Annotated in this window: 18 protein-coding genes and 1 tRNA gene; 5 read left to right on the forward strand and 14 right to left on the reverse strand. The window is 62.5% G+C overall.

Annotation, left to right across the window (positions count from 1 at the left end):
• Nucleotides 1-22: 22 nt before the first annotated feature.
• Nucleotides 23-1,645, forward strand: coding sequence for an AMP-binding protein (locus ABRP84_RS08900; RefSeq protein ID WP_349853425.1), 1,623 nt, complete (start codon nt 23-25; stop codon nt 1,643-1,645).
• Here the strand turns inward: ABRP84_RS08900 and ABRP84_RS08905 are convergent.
• From ABRP84_RS08905 to ABRP84_RS08915, 3 genes are all read right to left on the reverse strand, one after another.
• Nucleotides 1,629-1,970 (reverse strand): hypothetical protein, encoded by a 342-nt coding sequence (locus tag ABRP84_RS08905; protein ID WP_349853427.1) that lies wholly within the window; start codon nt 1,968-1,970, stop codon nt 1,629-1,631. The genes ABRP84_RS08900 and ABRP84_RS08905 overlap by 17 nt on opposite strands.
• A 223-nt stretch (nt 1,971-2,193) precedes the next feature.
• A tRNA-Thr gene (locus tag ABRP84_RS08910) sits at nt 2,194-2,269 on the reverse strand.
• A gap of 101 nt (nt 2,270-2,370) precedes the next feature.
• A complete protein-coding gene (locus ABRP84_RS08915) occupies nt 2,371-3,570 on the reverse strand; it encodes a DNA polymerase III subunit delta' (protein ID WP_349853428.1) in 1,200 nt (399 codons plus the stop codon).
• Nucleotides 3,571-3,607: 37 nt separating this feature from the next.
• On the opposite strand from ABRP84_RS08915, the gene ABRP84_RS08920 reads away from it, so the two are divergent.
• Together ABRP84_RS08920 and ABRP84_RS08925 are read left to right on the forward strand one after the other, a co-directional pair.
• A complete protein-coding gene (locus tag ABRP84_RS08920; RefSeq protein ID WP_349853429.1) occupies nt 3,608-5,140 on the forward strand; it encodes an adenylate/guanylate cyclase domain-containing protein in 1,533 nt (510 codons plus the stop codon).
• Nucleotides 5,140-6,348 (forward strand): DUF418 domain-containing protein, encoded by a 1,209-nt coding sequence (locus tag ABRP84_RS08925; protein ID WP_023025049.1) that lies wholly within the window; start codon nt 5,140-5,142, stop codon nt 6,346-6,348. Before ABRP84_RS08920 ends, ABRP84_RS08925 begins: the two co-directional genes overlap by 1 nt.
• Here ABRP84_RS08925 and ABRP84_RS08930 read toward each other — a convergent pair.
• On the reverse strand, nt 6,341-7,078 hold the full coding sequence (locus ABRP84_RS08930) for a hypothetical protein (protein ID WP_023025048.1): 738 nt from the start codon (nt 7,076-7,078) through the stop codon (nt 6,341-6,343). The genes ABRP84_RS08925 and ABRP84_RS08930 overlap by 8 nt on opposite strands.
• Nucleotides 7,079-7,104: 26 nt before the next feature.
• On the reverse strand, nt 7,105-10,110 hold the full coding sequence (topA, locus tag ABRP84_RS08935; protein WP_349853430.1) for a type I DNA topoisomerase: 3,006 nt from the start codon (nt 10,108-10,110) through the stop codon (nt 7,105-7,107).
• A 246-nt stretch (nt 10,111-10,356) separates the two neighbouring features.
• On the opposite strand from topA, the gene ABRP84_RS08940 reads away from it, so the two are divergent.
• On the forward strand, nt 10,357-10,986 hold the full coding sequence (locus ABRP84_RS08940) for a DedA family protein (protein WP_023025046.1): 630 nt from the start codon (nt 10,357-10,359) through the stop codon (nt 10,984-10,986).
• A gap of 23 nt (nt 10,987-11,009) precedes the next feature.
• Here ABRP84_RS08940 and ABRP84_RS08945 read toward each other — a convergent pair whose 3' ends face one another.
• The gene (locus ABRP84_RS08945) at nt 11,010-11,213 is read right to left on the reverse strand and encodes a cold-shock protein (protein ID WP_005276524.1); all 204 of its coding nucleotides are present in this window, start codon (nt 11,211-11,213) and stop codon (nt 11,010-11,012) included.
• 181 nt (nt 11,214-11,394) lie between these two features.
• Here ABRP84_RS08945 and ABRP84_RS08950 point away from each other — a divergent pair, with 181 nt between their 5' ends.
• Nucleotides 11,395-13,767, forward strand: coding sequence for a DEAD/DEAH box helicase (locus tag ABRP84_RS08950; protein ID WP_023025044.1), 2,373 nt, complete (start codon nt 11,395-11,397; stop codon nt 13,765-13,767).
• On the opposite strand, the gene ABRP84_RS08955 is transcribed toward ABRP84_RS08950, so the two are convergent.
• From ABRP84_RS08955 to ssd, 8 genes are read right to left on the reverse strand one after another with little or no spacing between them, the layout of a single operon-like run.
• Complete coding sequence (locus ABRP84_RS08955) at nt 13,764-14,087, reverse strand: Rv3654c family TadE-like protein (RefSeq protein WP_023025043.1); 324 nt, start codon at nt 14,085-14,087, stop codon at nt 13,764-13,766. The genes ABRP84_RS08950 and ABRP84_RS08955 overlap by 4 nt on opposite strands.
• A complete protein-coding gene (locus ABRP84_RS08960) occupies nt 14,080-14,394 on the reverse strand; it encodes a hypothetical protein (RefSeq protein WP_023025042.1) in 315 nt (104 codons plus the stop codon). The genes ABRP84_RS08955 and ABRP84_RS08960 overlap by 8 nt, the downstream gene beginning before the upstream one ends.
• Nucleotides 14,395-14,427: 33 nt before the next feature.
• Complete coding sequence (locus tag ABRP84_RS08965) at nt 14,428-14,631, reverse strand: DUF4244 domain-containing protein (protein WP_005276515.1); 204 nt, start codon at nt 14,629-14,631, stop codon at nt 14,428-14,430.
• Nucleotides 14,632-14,689: 58 nt separating this feature from the next.
• Nucleotides 14,690-15,313 (reverse strand): type II secretion system F family protein, encoded by a 624-nt coding sequence (locus ABRP84_RS08970; protein ID WP_023027953.1) that lies wholly within the window; start codon nt 15,311-15,313, stop codon nt 14,690-14,692.
• Nucleotides 15,310-15,669 carry a hypothetical protein gene (locus ABRP84_RS08975; protein ID WP_349853432.1) on the reverse strand — a complete coding sequence of 120 codons (360 nt, stop codon included), beginning with the start codon at nt 15,667-15,669 and terminating at the stop codon, nt 15,310-15,312. The genes ABRP84_RS08970 and ABRP84_RS08975 overlap by 4 nt, the downstream gene beginning before the upstream one ends.
• The gene (locus ABRP84_RS08980) at nt 15,582-16,088 is read right to left on the reverse strand and encodes a hypothetical protein (RefSeq protein ID WP_349853434.1); all 507 of its coding nucleotides are present in this window, start codon (nt 16,086-16,088) and stop codon (nt 15,582-15,584) included. The genes ABRP84_RS08975 and ABRP84_RS08980 overlap by 88 nt, the downstream gene beginning before the upstream one ends.
• A complete protein-coding gene (locus ABRP84_RS08985; protein ID WP_023025039.1) occupies nt 16,081-17,283 on the reverse strand; it encodes a TadA family conjugal transfer-associated ATPase in 1,203 nt (400 codons plus the stop codon). Before ABRP84_RS08985 ends, ABRP84_RS08980 begins: the two co-directional genes overlap by 8 nt.
• A complete protein-coding gene (ssd, locus tag ABRP84_RS08990; RefSeq protein ID WP_034659464.1) occupies nt 17,280-18,350 on the reverse strand; it encodes a septum site-determining protein Ssd in 1,071 nt (356 codons plus the stop codon). Before ssd ends, ABRP84_RS08985 begins: the two co-directional genes overlap by 4 nt.
• Nucleotides 18,351-18,683: the final 333 nt, after the last annotated feature.

Below are 18,683 nucleotides of genomic sequence, written 5' to 3' on the forward strand. Positions count from 1 at the left end.
TCTTTTCGGAGCTTTCTCTTCCATGAAATTGACTGATGTTCCCTTCCACGCCTCCGCGCTCAGCCAGTTCTTCCCTGCCCTCTTCAAGTCGGGGCTTATCACCCGGCAAGGCGGGCTTGGCGGGCAGCTCAAGCTCCTGCCCAACCTCGCGCGTTACCGCTTCACCACGGCGCGCGAAATTGAGCAGGCCTATTTAACCTGCCCAGATCGCCTCGCGCTTATCGATGACGACGGCACCCTCACCTACCGCCAGCTGCGATCCCACGCGCAGAATTTCGCCCGCTACCTGCAGTCCTTGCAGCTGCCGGAAATCCGGCTGGGCGTCATGGCCCGCAACGGCCGCGGCATCATCATTCCCTTGGGCGCCAAGGGTTACGCCGGTGCCGGAATCTACCTGCTCAATGTCGGTTCTTCCCCAGAGCAGCTGGCCGGCTGCATCGAAGAAAATGGCATCAACGTCCTCGTCATCGATGATGAATTCATCGACCGCGTCGATCCCAACCTCGATATTCCGGTCATCATCGCCCACGATACGGGAGCAAGCGATCTACCCACGCTCGAAAAGATCGTGAAGAATCCCCTGGATATCGAGCTGCCCACCTTTCCCAAGCACGGCTCCATCGTGCTGATGTCCTCCGGCACCACCGGCATTCCCAAGGGCATCGTCCGCCCTGAGCCGACGTTGCCTGTCGTGCTCGCCTCCATCGTGGGCAATATCCCGTGGCGCGCCGATCAGCGCGTGCAGATGACGGCATCTATCTTCCACACTTGGGGCTGGGCCTGCATCAATATCGCCTTGGGGCTGCGCAATACCATCGTCACCCGCCGCGTTTTTGAACCGGAGCAGGTGCTTGATGATGTCCAACGCTACCGCCTCGACGGCATGCTCTCCTCCCCCATCTTTTTCAAGCGCTTGGTGGATCACGATCCCGAGGGTTCCTTCGATACCTCCAGCCTGAACTTCATCGCCTCTGCCGGCAATGCGCTTACCCCGCAGGTGGTCAAGGACACCAATGCGCGCTTCGGCCCCATCCTGTGCAACGTTTATGGTTCCACGGAGCTTGCCCTAGCCTCAACGGCCACGATGGACCAGGTCGCAGAAAACCCCGATGCGGTGGGCAAGGTGGCCAATGGCACCAAGCTACGCATCCTCGATGAGGAGGGCTACCCCGTTCCCCGCGGCGAGGTGGGCGAAATCTACCTCACCAATTCCACCGCCATGACCGGCTATACCAACCCTAAGCTCAAGCTCAATCGGATCGATGGGCTGTTGTCGATCGGCGATCTGGGGTACATCGACAAGCAGGGCTTCCTCCACGTCGTGGGCCGGGCCGATGACATGATCATCGTGGGCGGCGAGAATGTCCACCCCCAGTCCGTGACCGAGGTGCTCGAGGCCATGCCCGGCATCGATGAGGTGCACGCGGGTGGCGTGGAGGATAGCGAGACCTTCAGCCGCATCGCCGTATGGGCGGTGCCTACTGCCGATGCCGCTGGCCGCGATCTGACTGCCGATGCCATCCGTGCCTGGGTGCACGAAAAGCTCGCCGAGCACTCCGTGCCCCGCGATGTGCATTTCCTATCCAAGCTGCCGCGCAATGCCACCGGCAAGGTGGTTCCGCGCCTGCTTAAGCACGGCGACTAAATTTTTCAATGCCCCACCACATCGGTGGGGTAAAGAGCACGGCAATAAGCCAATAAATCAACCAGAAGCTGCCGTCTAGCCCTACCACCGCGATGCTAACTATAAGGATCGCAGCCGTCACCGCACTGGCATATACGGATTTTCTTACATTATTATCGGACTGATTCCCAGACTCGGTTTTCGACTTCCCGCTGAGTTTCCGATCCACCGCGCGGATAATATCGCCGCCAAAGACCAGCGAAAATGCGATATAAAAAGCTGCGAAACCGTGCATGAATCCCGCTTCGCCGTCAGTATGCAGAGTGAAAAATGAGAAGATTAACAAGACTATGTCAATAATTGGCGTAGCGATAAAGAATGCCAGTCCAATTCTTGGGGCCTTAACGATGTATCGGAGAACACCGCCCAGAATAAGGCACGCCCAAAAGAGGATTTCTGCTGCGACGGTAGCAATAAGCAGTGTATCGTTCCTTCTCTCACCGAGGCCATATGGCCTGCTTCTATTGAAGAAGAGTTTATATTAAGGAAGAAACCCGCACATATAAAAATGGAGCCGCCTGCGAGAATCGAACTCGCGACCTTTTCATTACGAGTGAAATGCTCTACCGACTGAGCTAAGGCGGCGCGCTGCTTAAGCAGCACTGGCGATTCTATCGCAGGGGTGGCGCGGAAAAGAAATCGGAGCTCAGGGCCGGTTTTTGGCGGGCCGGCGCTAAAGACCGGCCTTAGAGGCAGGTCCGCCGCAACCTGCCCACCAAGCCGTCGAAGGCAATCTGCGTGCCCACGTTCTGGGTCAGCTGCTCGCGGCAATAAGAAATGGCGGACTGGCATTCCAAGAGGCCTTCCTCGCTCACCCGCTGCGCCAGCTCGCCGGATAGCCCCGCGAAATCCGGGTGGGTCATCTCCACCTGCGCGCCCACCTTTGTCATCAGCGCGTCGCGGTAGATTCCGGAGAGATCGACGAGCACCAAATCGAGGTTATCGATGACCCGTCTCTTCGCCCGCTTCTTGTGCTGTTCCTGCAAGTCTTTGATGGCGGAGCGGGCATCGCGCTGCGCCTTCGCCGCGCCCTTGCCCTTCGCGCCCACGCCAAAGGTATTTTCCAGCTTGGCCAGCTCCGCTTCTTCTTCCTCCTTGTGCGATTCCTTCGCCTCCGCATCCACCAGCTTGAGAAGCGAGGTCACCGCCTGAAAGCCCTGGGACTCGTGGAAGATGTCCTCGGCCAGGTTGATGGCCACCGCGCGGCGCTTTTGCACCGTCGGATCCGCCACTAAGTGGCGCGCCCTGCCCACGTGGCGCAGGGAGGTGACGGCGGCGAGGCGGGCATCGTGATCCGAGGCGCCTTCGCTCACCAACTGCGCGACGATATTGTCCACCGACGGCGAGGGGATGTACAGGTGCCGGCAGCGCGAGCGCAGGGTCTGGGAGAAGTCCTCGGGGGCATCGGAAGGCGCGCACATGATGATCACGGTGCGCTCCGGCGGCTCCTCCACCGTTTTAAGCAGCGCATTGGCGCCGTTATTGTTGAGGCGATCCGCGTTATTGAAGATCACGACGCGCCACGGGGCGACCGTGGGCAGGCTCGCGGCGCGCCCAATGACCTCGCGCACCGTATCCACCGGGATGATGACCTCCTGCGGGTCCACCAAGACCAAATCCGTGTGCTGCTTAGTCTCCAGCACGGCGCGGCAGGCCTCGCATTTTCCGCAGCCCGGCTCCTCCGGATCCGTGCACATGAGCGTGGCCGCGAAATCGATTGCGGCCACGGAACGCCCGGAACCGGGCGGACCGGTAAAGAGCCAGGAATGGCTCATCGCCCGCGGATCTGCCCCCGGCATCCCCCGCGCCGCCCGCGCGGCACCCAAGATAGTGCGGGCCACACCTGGGGTATCTGCCAATCGTTGCGCAACGCTTCCCGTATTCACTCGCTCTAGCCTACTGGTCTTACTACAGTAAGTAGTTATGAACAGACTATTGCGTGGCGCTCGTTGGCTTATGGGAACCCAATGGCCGGTATACGCTGCCTTGGTCTTGGGCGCCAATATCATCGGCGCCATCGCGATCATGACCTTTATCCTCTATTTCCTGCCCATGCCGGAAATCGAGGACTTTGCTGCCGAGCTGCCCAACCTAAAGGGCGTGGCGGCGGTCTATCTCGTCTTTGCGGTCATCATCGGCATCGCCGCTACTCTGCTGCTCTTCCGCCCCGTGCTGGACTGGCAGCGCAATCCCGATGCACACGATCCGAATATGGTGCGCACCCTCGTACTGCGCATCCCCGTGTACCAATCCCTGGTCGCGGCCGCAGTCTGGCTCATCGGCATCATCTTGACCGTGGCTATCTCCAGCGGGCAATCCGGGCGCCTCGGGCTCGTCGTGGGTGTCTCCACCACCCTGGCGGGCCTGGTGGTCATTATCTTGACCTACCTACAGGCCGAGCGCCTCGTGCGGCCCGTCGCAGCCCAGGCCGTCGCCCGCCGCTTCGAAGATTCCACCGTCGAACCGCCCATCAAATACCGCCTGTTTTCCACCTGGCTGATGACCTCCGGCGTACCGCTGCTCGGCATCGTGCTGGTGCTGTTGGGGCAGCACACCGGGCTTTTCTCTGGCGATGCCAGCGAGATCATCCCGGCTATCGTGGCGCTGGCGCTCACCGCGCTGGCCACCGGGTTTATCGGCACCAGCTTTGCCATCATGAGCGTGGTCGATCCCATCGTGGAGCTGCAGGATGCGATTAACCGCGTGCGCCGAGGCGAGGCCGATGCCGAGGTCGATATTTACGATGGATCCGAGCTCGGCGTCCTGCAGGCCGGTTTCAATGAGATGATGCGCGGGCTGCGCGAGCGCCAGCGCGTCCGCGATATCTTCGGCCGCTACGTAGGCACCGAGGTGGCCCAGCGCGCCCTTGATGAGCGCCCAGAATTGGGCGGCGAGGACCGCAAGGTCGCGGTGCTGTTTATCGATGTCATCGGTTCCACCACCTTCGCTGTCAACCACTCCCCCGAGGAAGTGGTCACGGAGCTCAATAAATTCTTCGAGCACGTCGTAACGGTGGTGCACCGCAATAAGGGCATCATTAATAAGTTTCAGGGCGATGCCGCCCTCGCCGTTTTTGGCGCACCGCTCAATGTGTACGACTCGACCTCGATGGCCCTGCAGGCCGCCCGCGAGCTGCGCGGGGAATTGCGCGGGCTCGAGCTGCAGGCCGGTATCGGTGTCGCCTCCGGCCACGTGGTGGCAGGCCACATCGGCGGCGCGGATCGCTTCGAGTACACCGTCATTGGCGATGCCGTCAACGAGGCCGCCCGCCTGACCGAAATGGCTAAGGACACCCCCGGCCAGGTCCTGACCAACGCCGCCACCCTAAAGACGGCCAACGAGGCCGAGCAGGCCCGCTGGACCGTCATGAAATCCATTGAGCTACGCGGGCGCCGCCGCATGACGCAGTTGGCCCGCCCCATCCGCGCCAGCCTGGCGGAAAGGTGCGAAATCTAGTGGCCAGCACCCGCCTCATCGTGCCCGACGCGGCGCGCGGAATGGCGCTTTTAGGCATCGCGATAGCGAATATGACCACCGCGTGGATCATCACTGAGAACCGGCCGGGCGCGTATTTCGGCGGCATCCTCGATGACAGCGTGCTCGATAAAATCGCCGTCGTCTTCGGCGCTTTCTTCGTGCACAATCGCGGCCTGCCCATGTTTTCTACCCTGCTGGGCTTCGGCGTGGGGCTTATTGCGATGAGCCTGTGGCGGCGGGGATTTCCGCTGGGGGAGGCAAGGAGGGTCATCGCCAAGCGCTATGGCTTCCTCGCGCTGCTAGGCGCGGTGCACATGGTGCTGCTGTTTTGGGGCGATATCATGTTTGTCTATGGCATAGCGGGCATAGTCATTGCGCTGCTGCTCACGCTGCATAATTCTACGCTGCGCAAGATTTCTCATATCGCGCTCGGGGTGCTGACGGTGCTCGGCATCGCCGCGTTTATTTTCTCCGCGGTTGACGGCGGGCTCGATATCCCCGTCGATGCCATTGGCACGGTAAATTCCTACGGTGACCTGCTGCTGAGCCAGCTTCTCACCCTAGGCGCGCAGATAATCTCCGCCCCGCTCATCGTGCTGATGTATCTGCCGGTCATGCTGGTGGGCTTTGTGTGGGCGCGCGAGGGCGTGCTTGCCGATGTCCCCTCTCACCGCCCCCAACTCCTGCGCTGGGTGGCCATCGCCGCCGCCGTAACGCTGGTCATTGGCACGCTGTGGTCCTTGGGTACCCTCGGGGTTATCGATCAGCGCTGGGCAAGCGCGGCCAGTAGCGCCAATTCCTTCCTCGGCGTGCTGACCGGGCCGGGAATCCTCGCCGGGCTCGCCCTTATCTTGCAACCCGTGCAAGAGCGCCTAGCCGCCGGCGCTTCCGTGCCTGCGCTCTTGTGGCCCTTCGTCGCGCTGGGTAAGCGATCCATGAGCGGTTACGTGGGCCAGTCGATACTATTTTTCCTGCTCGTGCACCCCTTCACGCTGGACTTCGGCCACGAGCTTGGTGCCTTTGGACAAGCCGGGCTCGCCTGCGGCGTGTGGCTGGTGACCGTAATCGGCGCCTGCGTGCTCGAAGCGCTGGGCCTGCGCGGGCCCTTCGAAGTGGTGCACCGCCGGCTATCTTATGGCCCGAGCATGCAGCCGGAGCGGAGCGTACCCAGTCAGGACCTTACCTAGTCAGGGCATCGACTAGCAGGAAGTGCCCCAAGGCAAAAGCGCCGGCCTCCGCCGCGCCCACCGCCCGGGCCGCCTTCGTGGGCTTGGCTTGTTTCTTGTTCTTCTGGGACCCGGCTGCTGCTATTCGCGCCCGCAGCGCCGTCAGGCCTTCTGCCGCAACCAAGAGGTTCGCGCCGTGGCTCAATCCCTTCGTCGCATCGGTGCGCAGGCGCGGATCGCCCGCCAGCGCCGAGGTGGTCAGCACCGCCGCGCCGCCCACCGCTACCGCGGTCCGGGTGGGCTGTTTGCGCGTGGCAAAGAGCGCCGCCGCCCAAGCGATGGCGCGCAGGCCCCAACCGCGGGCATCGTTGCGCGCGCCGCGCCGGTAGAGCACCCACGAATACGCCGCGTGGCTAGCGGTTACGCCGGCCACACCAAGGAGGGAGGGGCGGTGCAAGCGGCGCGTCTTTTCCACCTGGCCCACCGCGCCGGCCAACAAGGCGGGGCTCAGGGTGGGGTCCTGCGCCTCCGCTGCCAATAGCGGCAAAAGCGGCGTGCTCGTTACGGCGTGTGCCTTCTTCCAGCCAAAGAGACGGGACCATACCGTAGACTCGCCTAGCGCTAGGTACGCGAAGCGCCGCCAGCCCCGCGGCGTGCGCCGGGCTGGGTCGGTGACATCAGCAAAAGTTTCAGACACCGCGCGGGTCAAGGCCGCGGTGCCTTCCTCGGTGCGGGCAAGAAAATCATTCATGCCCGCCACCTTACTTATTTCTGCGCTTATTTCTTCCGCGAGCCGGCCTTAACCACGTTCTTCGTGCCGGGCGAAGGCTTCGAGCTAGATTTCTTAGCCGCCTTCTTCGTGCCCTTCTTAGTGGCCTTCTTGCTGGACTTCTTGGTTGCCTTCTTCGTCGATTTCTTGGTCGACTTCTTTGTGCTCTTCTTAGAAGACTTCTTCGTGGACTTCTTCTTCGTCTCCCCAGAGGCCTCTTTGGCGCGGCGCTCGGAGAGGAGCTCGTTGGCGCGGGCATCGGTAAGCTGCTCCGGATCGTCGCCGCGGCGCAGGGACGCATTGGTGGTGCCGTCCGTGACGTACGGGCCGAAGCGGCCATCCTTAACGGTCATAGGCTTGCCCGAAACGTCATTATCGCCGAGCTGCTTCAGCGGCGGCTGTGCGGCTGCGCGGCCTCGACGCTTCGGCTCTGCATAGATGCGGCGCGCCTCATCCAGGGTGATGCTAAAGATCTGCTCTTCCTTAGCCAGCGAGCGCGAATCCGTGCCCTTCTTCAGGTATGGGCCGTAACGGCCGTTTTGGGCGGTGATCATCTCCCCGTCGTCCACGCCCACCTCGCGCGGCAGGGATAGCAGCTCAAGGGCCTGTTCCAGCGTGACGGTCAGCGGCTCCATCGAGCTAAAGAGCGAGGCTGTGCCAGGCTTCAGCTTCTCATCAATGTAGTCATTGATGCGCTTTTCCTTCTGCTTCGCGGCCGTCTTAGTCTCCCAATTCTTGGCGCGCTTGCCTTCCTCGGCGCGCTGCTTATCCTCTTCTGCGCGCTCTTGGGCGACGATCTCCAAGGCCTCCGCCTCAGCCTTCTCCCGCTCATCATCGCGCACGACCTCGGTGACATAGGGACCAAAGCGGCCTTCCTTAGCCACCACCATGCGGCCGTTTTCGGGATTCTCGCCCAACTGACGCCCGCCCTGCGAGGTAGCAAAAAGCTTTTCCGCCAGCTGTTCATTCAGCCCATCTGGGGTCACGGTTTCTGAGAGGTTGGCGCGCTGGTATTCCACGCTACCGTCCTCATTAGTGCCGATCGCGCGCTCGATATAGGGCCCGTAGCGGCCGACGCGCACGAAGACCTCGCGGCCCTCAGAATCGGTATAGAGCTTGAGCGAGTTGACCTTGCGGGCATCGATGGCCTCGAGGTTGACATCGATAAGCGATTTCAGCCCACCATGCCGCGCGATGGAGGCCGCCTTGTGCTCGTTGGCCTCAGCATTGCCAAAGTAAAAGCCGTTGAGCCAGTCCGTGCCATCCTCCGTGCCGGTGGCAATCGAGTCCAGCTCATCTTCCATGGACGAGGTGAAGTCATAATCCACCAGCTCGGTGAAGTTTTCCTCCAAGAGGCCCACCACGGCGAAGGCCACCCACGAAGGAACCAGGGCGTTGCCGCGCGAGACGACGTAGCCGCGGTCCTGGATAGTCTTGATGATGGAGGCATACGTCGAGGGGCGCCCGATGCCCAAATCTTCCATCTTTTTCACCAGGCTGGCCTCTGTATAGCGCGCCGGCGGGTTGGTGGAGTGACCTTCTGCCGAAACCTCTTCGGCCTGAAGATCGCGGCCCTCCTCCAGGTGTGGCAGGCGGTTGTCGCTCTTCTTGCTCGTATCCTCGTCGGCGCCGTAAGCCTTCAAGAAACCCGGGAAGGTAATGGTGCGGCCGGTTGCAGAGAACTCGACGTCGTAGGTGCCGTTATCCGTGTTCGCGGTGCCAGCGACCGCCACCTTCATGGAAGTGCCCTTGGCATCGGCCATCTGCGAGGCCACGGTGCGCTTCCAAATTAGGTCATAGAGCTTAAATTCCTCCGCATCCAGCTGGCTAGAAAGCTGGCCCGGGGTGGCAAAGGACTCACCGGCGGGGCGGATAGCCTCGTGCGCCTCCTGCGAGTTCTTCACGCGGCGGTCATAGACGCGCGGGGAATCCGAGACGTATTCTTCGCCATAAATGCTGGTCGCGGAGCTGCGCGCGGCGTTCAAGCCCTGCTGGGACAGCGAAGAGGAGTCCGTACGCATATACGTAATGTGGCCGTTTTCATAGAGGCGCTGCGCAATACGCATCGTGCGCTCCGAGGTAAAGTGCAGGCGCCGGCCCGCCTCCTGCTGCAGCGTCGAGGTCATAAACGGCGCATAAGGCTTGCGGGTATAGGGCTTGTGCTCCACCCCGGCTACTGTCATGCCCGCGCCCTGCAGGGACTTTTCCAAGGCCTCCGCCTGCGGCTGGGTAATGACGATGACGTCCTTGGTTTTCACATTTCCGCTATCATCGAAATCGCGGCCCAAAGCCACGCGCTTGCCATTAACCGCGGTCAGGCGCGCGTCAAAGGCCGACGGGCCCTCGCCACTGCCAGCTCCCGCGTCCAAGGTGGCGAGCAAATCCCAGTAATCGGCGGAGATAAACGCCATGCGCTCGCGCTCGCGCTCGACGATGACCCGCGTGGCCACCGACTGCACGCGCCCGGCCGAAAGCCGCGGCATAACCTTCTTCCACAACACCGGGGAGACTTCGTAGCCGTAGAGGCGGTCGAGGATGCGACGGGTTTCTTGGGCATCGATAAGGTCATAGTCCAAGTCGCGGGTGTTTTCCGCCGCCTCCAGGATGGCGGACTTGGTGATCTCATTAAAGACCATGCGGCGCACCGGCACCTTGGGCTTTAAAACCTCCAATAGGTGCCAAGCAATGGCCTCGCCCTCGCGGTCCGGGTCTGTTGCCAGCAAGAGGTTATCGCACTGCTTCAGCTTGGATTTGAGGTCAGCGACCTTTTTCTTTTTATCCGGGCTGACGACGTAAAGCGGGGCGAAGTCATCTTCCGGGTTAACACCCAAGCGGGCCCAAGATTCTTTCTTGAACTTCGCCGGCACGTCGGCAGCGCCCCGCGGGAGATCGCGGATATGCCCCACGGAGGCCTCCACGATGTAGTTATCTCCCAGGTACGGCTGGATCTTCTTCGCCTTAGTCGCCGACTCCACAATCACTAAAGTTTTGCCCGGCTCGGCCGCTTCTGCCACTTCGACTTCATCCCTTTCGATGATGCGAACATTAAAATTTGTGCGCTTTCAGCAATCGCCCCTAGCGTACACAGGTGGTTTATACCGTTCTTCGCACCATATACTTGGTACTACCAAAAGGCTTTGTAGGGGGCGCTTCGCACCCCCACCGAACCGGTCTATACTGACCTTTTTAGAAAGTCCAGCAGCTGTGAAAGCATTGTTGGGGACGATAGCACACCCACAACACACCCCGTGGAGGATTAGATGGTTGACACAGTAACGATGTGGATTGAAGCCATCATGGGCACGGAGTGGGTGTATCCAATCGTGGGCCTGCTCATTTTCGGGGACTGTTTCTTTCCAGTGCTCCCTTCCGAAATCCCGCTGAATATGGCCGGCGCCTGGGCCGGCTCGCAGGGATTTCCGCACCTGCCCACCATGTTCTTTGCGGCGCTCGTAGCCGCCATGTTGGGCGATAACCTGTGCTTTTTGCTGGGCACGCGGTTTATGCCACTGCTTAACCGCATTCAGAAAGGAACGAAGGCCTACGAGGCCCTCACCTGGGTAAAACGCAATATGCGCCGCGGCGGTGGCGCGGCCATTATCATTGCGCGCTTTATCCCCTCAGCAAGGCTCTTTATGACCATTTTACTGGGGTCAATGCGCTTTCCCTGGCCGGTCTTCCTTTTCTTCGACACCATTGGCGTGATGCTCTGGGCATTCCAAGCCTTGGCCATTGGTTATGTGGGCGGCTTGGCGTTCTCCGATACCCCACTGTTTGCGATGGTTATCAGCATTATCGCCGCCGTATTCATCGGCTTGGGACTGCAAAAGGCCCAAAACAGCATCATGGAGTGGTGGGATACCCGCCGCGGCTACGCCGAAACGCCCTAGGGCGCTTAAAACCCTAAAAGGCTTTAGAGGATGGAAACGGCCTGCGCCTGGTCGCCCTTCGGGCCGGATCCAACCTCGAAGCTGACCTTCTGGTTTTCTTCCAAGGTGCGGAAGCCGCTGCCCTGAATTTCGGAGTAGTGCACGAAGATGTCTCCGCCGCCGTCCTCGCGCTCGATGAAGCCGTATCCCTTTTCGGAGTTAAACCACTTAACGGTTCCTTGTGTCATGGTGAACTGAGTTCCTTTTCTTAAAGAGGTAGCGCGGAAAACCGCGCCGGTAGTTATTCGGTAAATGGGTCCTCGAGCAGTACCGTGAAGTATAAAACCGCACCAAGACAACATTGGCCTGTCAACAGTGTGACACGTTCCATGCCAAAGCGATAGATTTAACTCACAAGGGGGTAAAAAATTGTCTCACCCGGCTGGCGATAACCCCATTGGTGAAGAGCTCCTAGAACTCATCCAGCGGCGCCTTTCTGAGTCCACCCTGACGTTTCACACCACGCTCCCGGCGCAACGGGCCCGCTACGCCGATTGGCCGGAGTGGGTGCTGCCGGGGTTGAAGGAGAAGGTGGTAGATGGGGGCATCGGCAAGCTCTATGCGCACCAGGCCGAGCTCGCCGAATGCGCGTGGCAGGGCCGCGACGCGGTAATTTCCACCGGCACCTCGTCCGGAAAATCCCTGGGCTACCAGCTGCCCATCCTCACCCGGTTGGCAGAGGATCAGACCGCGTGCGCGCTCTACCTCACCCCCACCAAGGCCCTGGGATCGGACCAGCTGCAGTCCGCGCTCGAGCTGTGCCGCGGGATTCCGGAGCTCAAGAACGTGGTGCCCGCGCCCTATGACGGCGATACGCCCCAGGAGTCGCGGGCGGGCGTGCGCGAGCATTCGCGCTTGGTGTTTTCCAATCCCGATATGGTGCACATGTCCATGCTGGCCGCGCACGCGCGGTGGGCGCGGGTGCTGCGCCACCTGGAGTTCATTGTCATCGATGAATGCCATTCCTACCGGGGCGTATTCGGTGCCAATGTGGCCCTGGTGGTGCGCCGCCTGCTCCGTCTGTGCCGGCATTATGGATCGCAGCCCACCATCATTTATGCCTCCGCAACCATGAATGATCCGGCGCGGCATGCCGAGCGCCTCACCGGCCGCCCGGCGCATGCGATTACTGAGGATTCCGCCCCCACCGGCGCGCGCACGGTCGCGCTCTGGGAGCCTGGATTCCTGGAGGGCGCGGAGGGCGAGCACGGCGCCCCCGTCCGGCGCGCGGCCACCACCGAGGCAGCCGAGATGATGGCGACCTTCATCGCGGAAGGCGCCCGGACCATGACCTTTGTGCGCTCCCGCCGCTCCGCCGAGGTCGTGGCGATGGTAGCCGCCGAGACCCTCTCCGGTAGCTTGGGCCGGCCGGATTTCGCGCAGCGCATCGCCGCCTACCGCGCAGGTTACTTAGCCGAGGACCGCCGCCGGTTGGAGCAGGCGCTTGACGATGCCTCTCTCTTAGGCGTCGCCACCACCTCCGCCCTCGAGCTGGGCATCGACGTCGGCGGGCTCGATGCCGTGGTCACCGCTGGTTTTCCGGGCACGGTGGCCAGTTTTTGGCAGCAGGCCGGGCGCGCGGGCCGCCGCGGGCAAGGTTCGCTCGTGGTGCTCGTCGCCCGCGATGAACCCATGGATACCTACCTGGTGCACCACCCCGATGCGCTATTGGGCAAGCCGGTGGAAGCGAGCGTCTTTAACCCCACGAACCCCTACATCCTCTTTGGTCATCTCTACTGCGCGGCGGTGGAGAAACCGCTGGATGATGCCACCATTGCTGAGTGGGGTGCCAGCGAGGTCATCCACCAGCTTGCGGAGCAAGGCCTCGTGCGCCGCCGCGAGCGCGGATGGTTTGCCGTGCCCATTCCCGCTTCCAGCGCGGAGGAGCTCTCTCCGGAAACCGCCCACTCAGCGGTATCGCTGCGCGGCGGATCAGGCGAGGAGGTCATGATCGTGGATGCCTCCGATGGGCGTCTTTTGGGCACCATCGATGCAGCCCGCGCGACCAGCCAGGTCCACCCCGGCGCGGTCTACCTGCACCAGGGCGAAAGCTTTGTCATCGAGGAACTCCTCCTGGCCGATTATGTGGCGCTTGCCCGCCCGGAAACCCCCGAGTATTCGACCACCCCGCGCTCCACGACAGATATTCGCATCGTGCGCGAGGCCGATAACCTGGTCAATTACTCCCCAGGCCTGTGGGTGGCGGACGTGGAGGTCGAGGTCACCGACCGCGTCACCGGCTATCAGGTGCGGCTTGCCGATGGCACCATCGGCGACGATATCCCCCTCGATCTCCCCGAACAGCGGCTGACCACCCGCGCCGTGGCCTATACCATCGACCCGCTGGCGCTTTCTGCGATGGGCATTACCGCCGCCGATATCCCCGGCACCCTGCATGCGGCCGAACATGCCGCCATTGGCCTGCTGCCGCTTATCGCCACCTGCGACCGCTGGGATATCGGCGGCGTATCCACCGCCCTGCACGCGGATACACAGCTTCCCACCATCTTTGTTTACGACGGCCACCCCGGTGGCGCCGGGTTTGCCGAAGAGGGATTCCGCCGCTTCCCCGAGTGGATCGCGGCCACCTTTGAGGCGGTGCGCTCCTGCCCGTGCGAGGCCGGGTGCCCATCGTGCGTGCAATCGCCCAAGTGCGGCAACGGCAATAATCCTCTGAGCAAGGACGGCGCCATCAAGCTGCTCGGCGCGCTCGTCACCATGACGCAGGATGCCGCGGTTTAGACTGGGCCCGCCTTGGCCTTGGCGCTCTGGCCGCGCACCGCGGCAACGGCGATGATATCGGGTACATTTTCTGTGCATTCCTCGAGGCTCGCGCCGTTATCCCGCGCGGTGCTTTCTGCGGCCGCACATGCATCCTTGCCGGTGGCTAAGGCCCACGCGCCGGCTACAGCGGCAAGGTCCGCGGCCACCTGCGCTTCATGGCGCGCGGTCACACGAGATCCCACCGCCGCGATGACCAGCAATAAGCTGACAATGGCGACGATGATTCCGGTGGCTGCGATGGTGGCGTATCCATCCTCGCCGCGGAGCCTGCTAGTCATTGCCGGCCACCTCCACGGGAAAGACCGCCTCCGCGCTCATGGTGCCGATGGGAGCATCGACGCTTACCGATGCCCTGATAAGGCCCGCGCTTTCCTGCACGCTTACCCGGGCATCCTCGCGGGCCGGTTGGTACTCGACGCCGATGGCGTGCGACCTAGCCGCCGCGCCCGCCATATCCACCGCCGCGATATAGGACGCCATCGTCGCGATCGCACCGATGATGCCCGCCGCCACGAGGACGAGGGAGCTTAATGCCAGGGCGGCTTCGATGGTCACCGAACCATCGTCATCGACTACCGTGCGCATGATTCCTCCTTTCTTGTGTTCTAGTGCGCCCGGTTAGCTCGGGGTATTCGATAGCGCATCGGTGATAATTCCCTCGATGGCATCGACCACGCCGCCGCCGTTGATAACCATGTACAGCACGCCGGCAAGTGCCGCAGCCGCAAGCGATCCCATGGCGTATTCAATGGTGCTCATCCCCTCATCGTTGCGGACGAGGGCGCGGGTGAGCTGGGAGTACTTAATAAATAGTGCAGACATAATGGAGAGTCCTTTCTTAAAAGGTGTGGTGGTTGAGTAGAAGTGAAAAATGGTGCATCTAGAAAAGCTGCGCGCCCAAGCTAATCACTACGGGCGCGAGGCCTAGAACGATGAATGCTGGCAGGAAGCACACCGCCAGCGGGAGGGCAATAAATACTCCTGCGCGCTCTGCTTTAGCCGTAGCGTGAGCAGATGCTTCGGCGCGCAAAGAAGTACAGATTCGCGTGCATCCGGCGGCTATGGTGGCGCCGGACTGGCCCGATAAGATGACAAGCCCCGCCACGTCCTCCAATCCCGCATGGCCCTTCATGTGGTCCCATGCAGATTCCGTGGGCACGCCAACTCCTAGGAGCGCGGATACCGTCTCCCACAGGTGCTGGGTATCGGCCTCTGCCGTGCGCGCGACTGCCGTAGCAGCGGCGTGCACCGTCAGGCCCGCACTCAGGCAAGCTGCGAAAAGCTCGATATCCCCGGCCACGAGGAGTGGATCCACGGTGGTAGAAGGCTGGAGTTTGCTCATCAATCCCCCGCGCACTGTTGCGCCATTGAGCTTTCTTGGGCCGGCGCGCGGGGTCTTCGCCGTGTGCTGTGCTGAGTTCTGTGCGGTAGCCGGTCCCAGCCGCCCCTTGGTGGCCGGCAACCCAACCAGCACGGCCAGCGCTAAGCAGATAAAGGCCATCACGGTGCCGCCTTCCTGATGATGACGCGGGACCAGGCAAAGCCGCCGCAGGCAAGCCCCACCCCGATGACCAGCAGGATTCCGCCTAATCCCCCGCCGAGCAAGAAGCCCAGCGAATTGGCCCCCATCGCCCCGCCCATGGCGATGCCCGCAATGGGAAGGCAGGCCAAGACCGTCGCCGTAGCTTGGGGTCCCTGCAGCCCGGCCGCTGTGGATTGGTGGTGGCGACGCAGCGCATCCATTCGGCTTTGGGCCTGCTCAAAGAGGCTTGCTACCGCGATGCCGTGCTGTGTGGATAATTCGAGCAGGTGGCCCAGCCGGGTAAGTTCCGCATCCGCATGGGCGCCAGAGAGCGCCACGTGTGGGGCGCACCGCGCGCAGCGGCGGTAGCGGTGGATTCTAAGGCCGCGCTCATATCCCGCGGCGTCGTCGAGGGAAGGGACTCCGCCCCGCGCGATAGCGCGCTCGCCAGGGTCGCCCCGGCGCGCAGGTCAGCGGTGACGACCCCGAAGTATCCGGCTAGGGCTTCGCGGCCGCGCCGGCGCGTGCGGGTGGCCATGATGTCCTTGATATACCACGACACGCACCATGCGATTATCGCCGCCGCGACCGCAATGCTCATCCGCCCGACCGAGAAGAAGACCAAGCTGCCGCAGAATACGGCACCCAAAATGAGCAAAGAGCTGGCCTTTATCCGGCTACCCTTGCCAGCAATGCGGGATGCGCTCGAGGGCGCAGACAGCAAGAGGGCTGCGGCGAGCAATAAGAAGCTAAGCATCCGCCTGACCCCCTGTTTCTTCAAACGGTTCCTCCAGCAGCGAGGCCGAGAATTCCGCAAATCCAGGCGCGGGACCCTCGGTTGCGTTCCAGACAATGCGCGGGGTGACCGGATTGCCCTCTAAGACGCCGATATGGGCCAGGCGCCGGCCGTGTGGCGTGCGCTCCATCGTGAGCACCACGTTGACGGCGGCCGCCAATTGCGAGTGCAGGGCGCTGCGGTCCAGGCCGCCGAGCGCGCCGAGAGCCTCCATGCGGGCGGGCACTTCAAAGAGGGAATTGGCGTGCAAGGTGCCCGCGCCACCATCGTGTCCCGTATTCAGCGCGGCGAGAAGATCGACTACCTCTGGGCCGCGAATCTCGCCGACGACGATGCGGTCTGGGCGCATGCGCAGCGCTTGCCGCAGCAATTGCGCCATGGTGATTTCCCCGCTGCCTTCGGCGTTTGCCCGGCGCGAGACGATGCTCACGCAATGCGGGTGATGAGGTGAAAGCTCCGCCGTATCTTCGATGACCACGATGCGCTCGCGCTCGGATACGGTCCCCAATAGCGCCGAAAGCAGCGTCGTCTTGCCGGAACCGGTGCCGCCAATGACGAGGAAGGACACTCGCTTTTTCACCATCGCAGCAAGCAGCTGGCCGATGTCCTCCGACACGGTGCCATTGGCCACCAACTGCGGCAGGGTGGTCTGCGCCTGCCGCAATACGCGCAGGCTAATGCACGTCCCGCCCACTGCGGGTGGGCTTAAAAGGGCATGCACGCGGAGCACGACGCCATCGGGGCGCGTGACGCGGCCATCGGCAAAAGGCTGGGCATCATCAAGCCGCGTGCCTGAGGCCGCGGCCAGGCGGGAGGCAAGCTGGCGCACCTCCCCATCGTTGCGAAAGGTAATATCGCTGCGCTCTAGCCCCTCACCGCGGTCCATAAAGACGTGTTCAGGCCCGTTGACCACTACATCGGTCACGCCCTGCCGGGTCAATAAGGCATCCAGTGGCCCCATGCCGGTGGCATCTTGGCGCAGGCGCCGGAGCAGATCCACCACGGCGACGTCACTGATAACCCCTGCTTCCTCGCGGATCCGCCGGGCCAAGCTAGAGGCGTCGTGCACCAAGTCCGGCTCGGCGGCAATGAGCCGCTGCATCTTCTCCATGGTCTTTTCCATGGTTTCGGCCGAGCTATCCATCGCCGCGCTCATACCCCTACCTCCTCGCGCACCGCACGGGCGGTCTTGGCAAGGGCTGCGGGAAGCCGGGCTGGGAGTCCACCGATCTCGATGCTGCGGGTCAGCCCGCGCACGGTGGGCAATTGGGCACTGACCCGGTGATGAATAATGTCTTCTACCTCGGGTGCGCTGAGAGCCGCCCACTGCCGTTGGCGCAGCACCACCACGATGTCGCGCCGCGCCGCATCCAGTCGCAGTATGAGTTGTGCGGCCACCGCTGCCGAGCGCACCTCCGCGGCCACCACCAACACCACGTGCGTGCAGGCAGCCGGGATATTTTCCGCCGTACAATCCACAACGCACAGGCCCTCGCCCGCGTGCGCGGCAGACGTCACTGCCGCCAAGAGCGTGGCATCTAGCCTGAAGGTATCTTTCACCGTGCTGCGCGCCGCGGATAGCACCGCTATGTCATCAGCGGTAGAAGGCAAGGCGCGGTAAAGATCTGCGGCATCGATGCTGCCATCGCCAATATTGAGCTCCGGCCAGCGGGCACCTGGCGCGGTTTCCACGCCGAGGAGGAGATCGAGCCCGCCGGAGTGCGCGGTGGCATCGATAAGCAGCGCCCTCGTCTGCTCGCCCGCCGTGCAGTGAGATCGCGCCAAGGCTGCTGCAAAGGTAGAGGCTCCTACCCCACCACTGGCGCCCACCACCGCGATGGTGGCGGTACCGGGGCGATCTTCTGGCGGGTGCGCGGCCTGGGCGATTGCCGCCAGCAGGTCCTTAATCTCCGCGGGGATAATGAAAGCGCGGTCCGCATGGCAGGCAAGCGCTGCCTCATAATCGATGGGCCCCGGATCCGCGGCGAGGAAAAGCACCGGGGCGGGCGCGGTCTGTGCGGCTTGTGCGGAGGCGAGGACGCGCGCCATGAGCGCATCGACCAAGACCGTATAAGCCCCGGCGAGGCTGCGCGGAATATCGCGAGGATCGGCGACCGCAATGACCTCGTGGCTGGTCGCCGCAGCGGCATGAACCGCCTCGGCGCGCAAGGCTTCCTCGCCTATGGCAACGACGATGGTGGAGCGAGACTGTGCTGTATTCATGCCCCCTAGCCTGAAGCACCCGCTCCACCTACACTAGGGATGGAACTTCCCGTCTGTGGATAAATGCGCGAAAGGCACCACCTAGCGCTCAGTTAGTTGCATTTTCAACTAAGCCTTGTGGATAACCGTAGATATAGGTGACGGCCCGCGCATCGGGGGGTGCGCGCGGGCCGTCAGTAACCCGGCCTCGGGGGGCGAGCCGGGGCAGGCCACACTGTATATCGGGGCCTTGCACCGCTTATTATGACACGTTCATTACCCGATCACAACAGCTAAGAAAAATTATCTACCTGCACGGCGCTGACCAGCACCGAATGGATGTTCACCGCCTAC

The sequence above is a fragment of the Corynebacterium sp. KPL2861 genome (assembly GCF_040225475.1).
Classification (GTDB): Bacteria; Actinomycetota; Actinomycetes; order Mycobacteriales; family Mycobacteriaceae; genus Corynebacterium.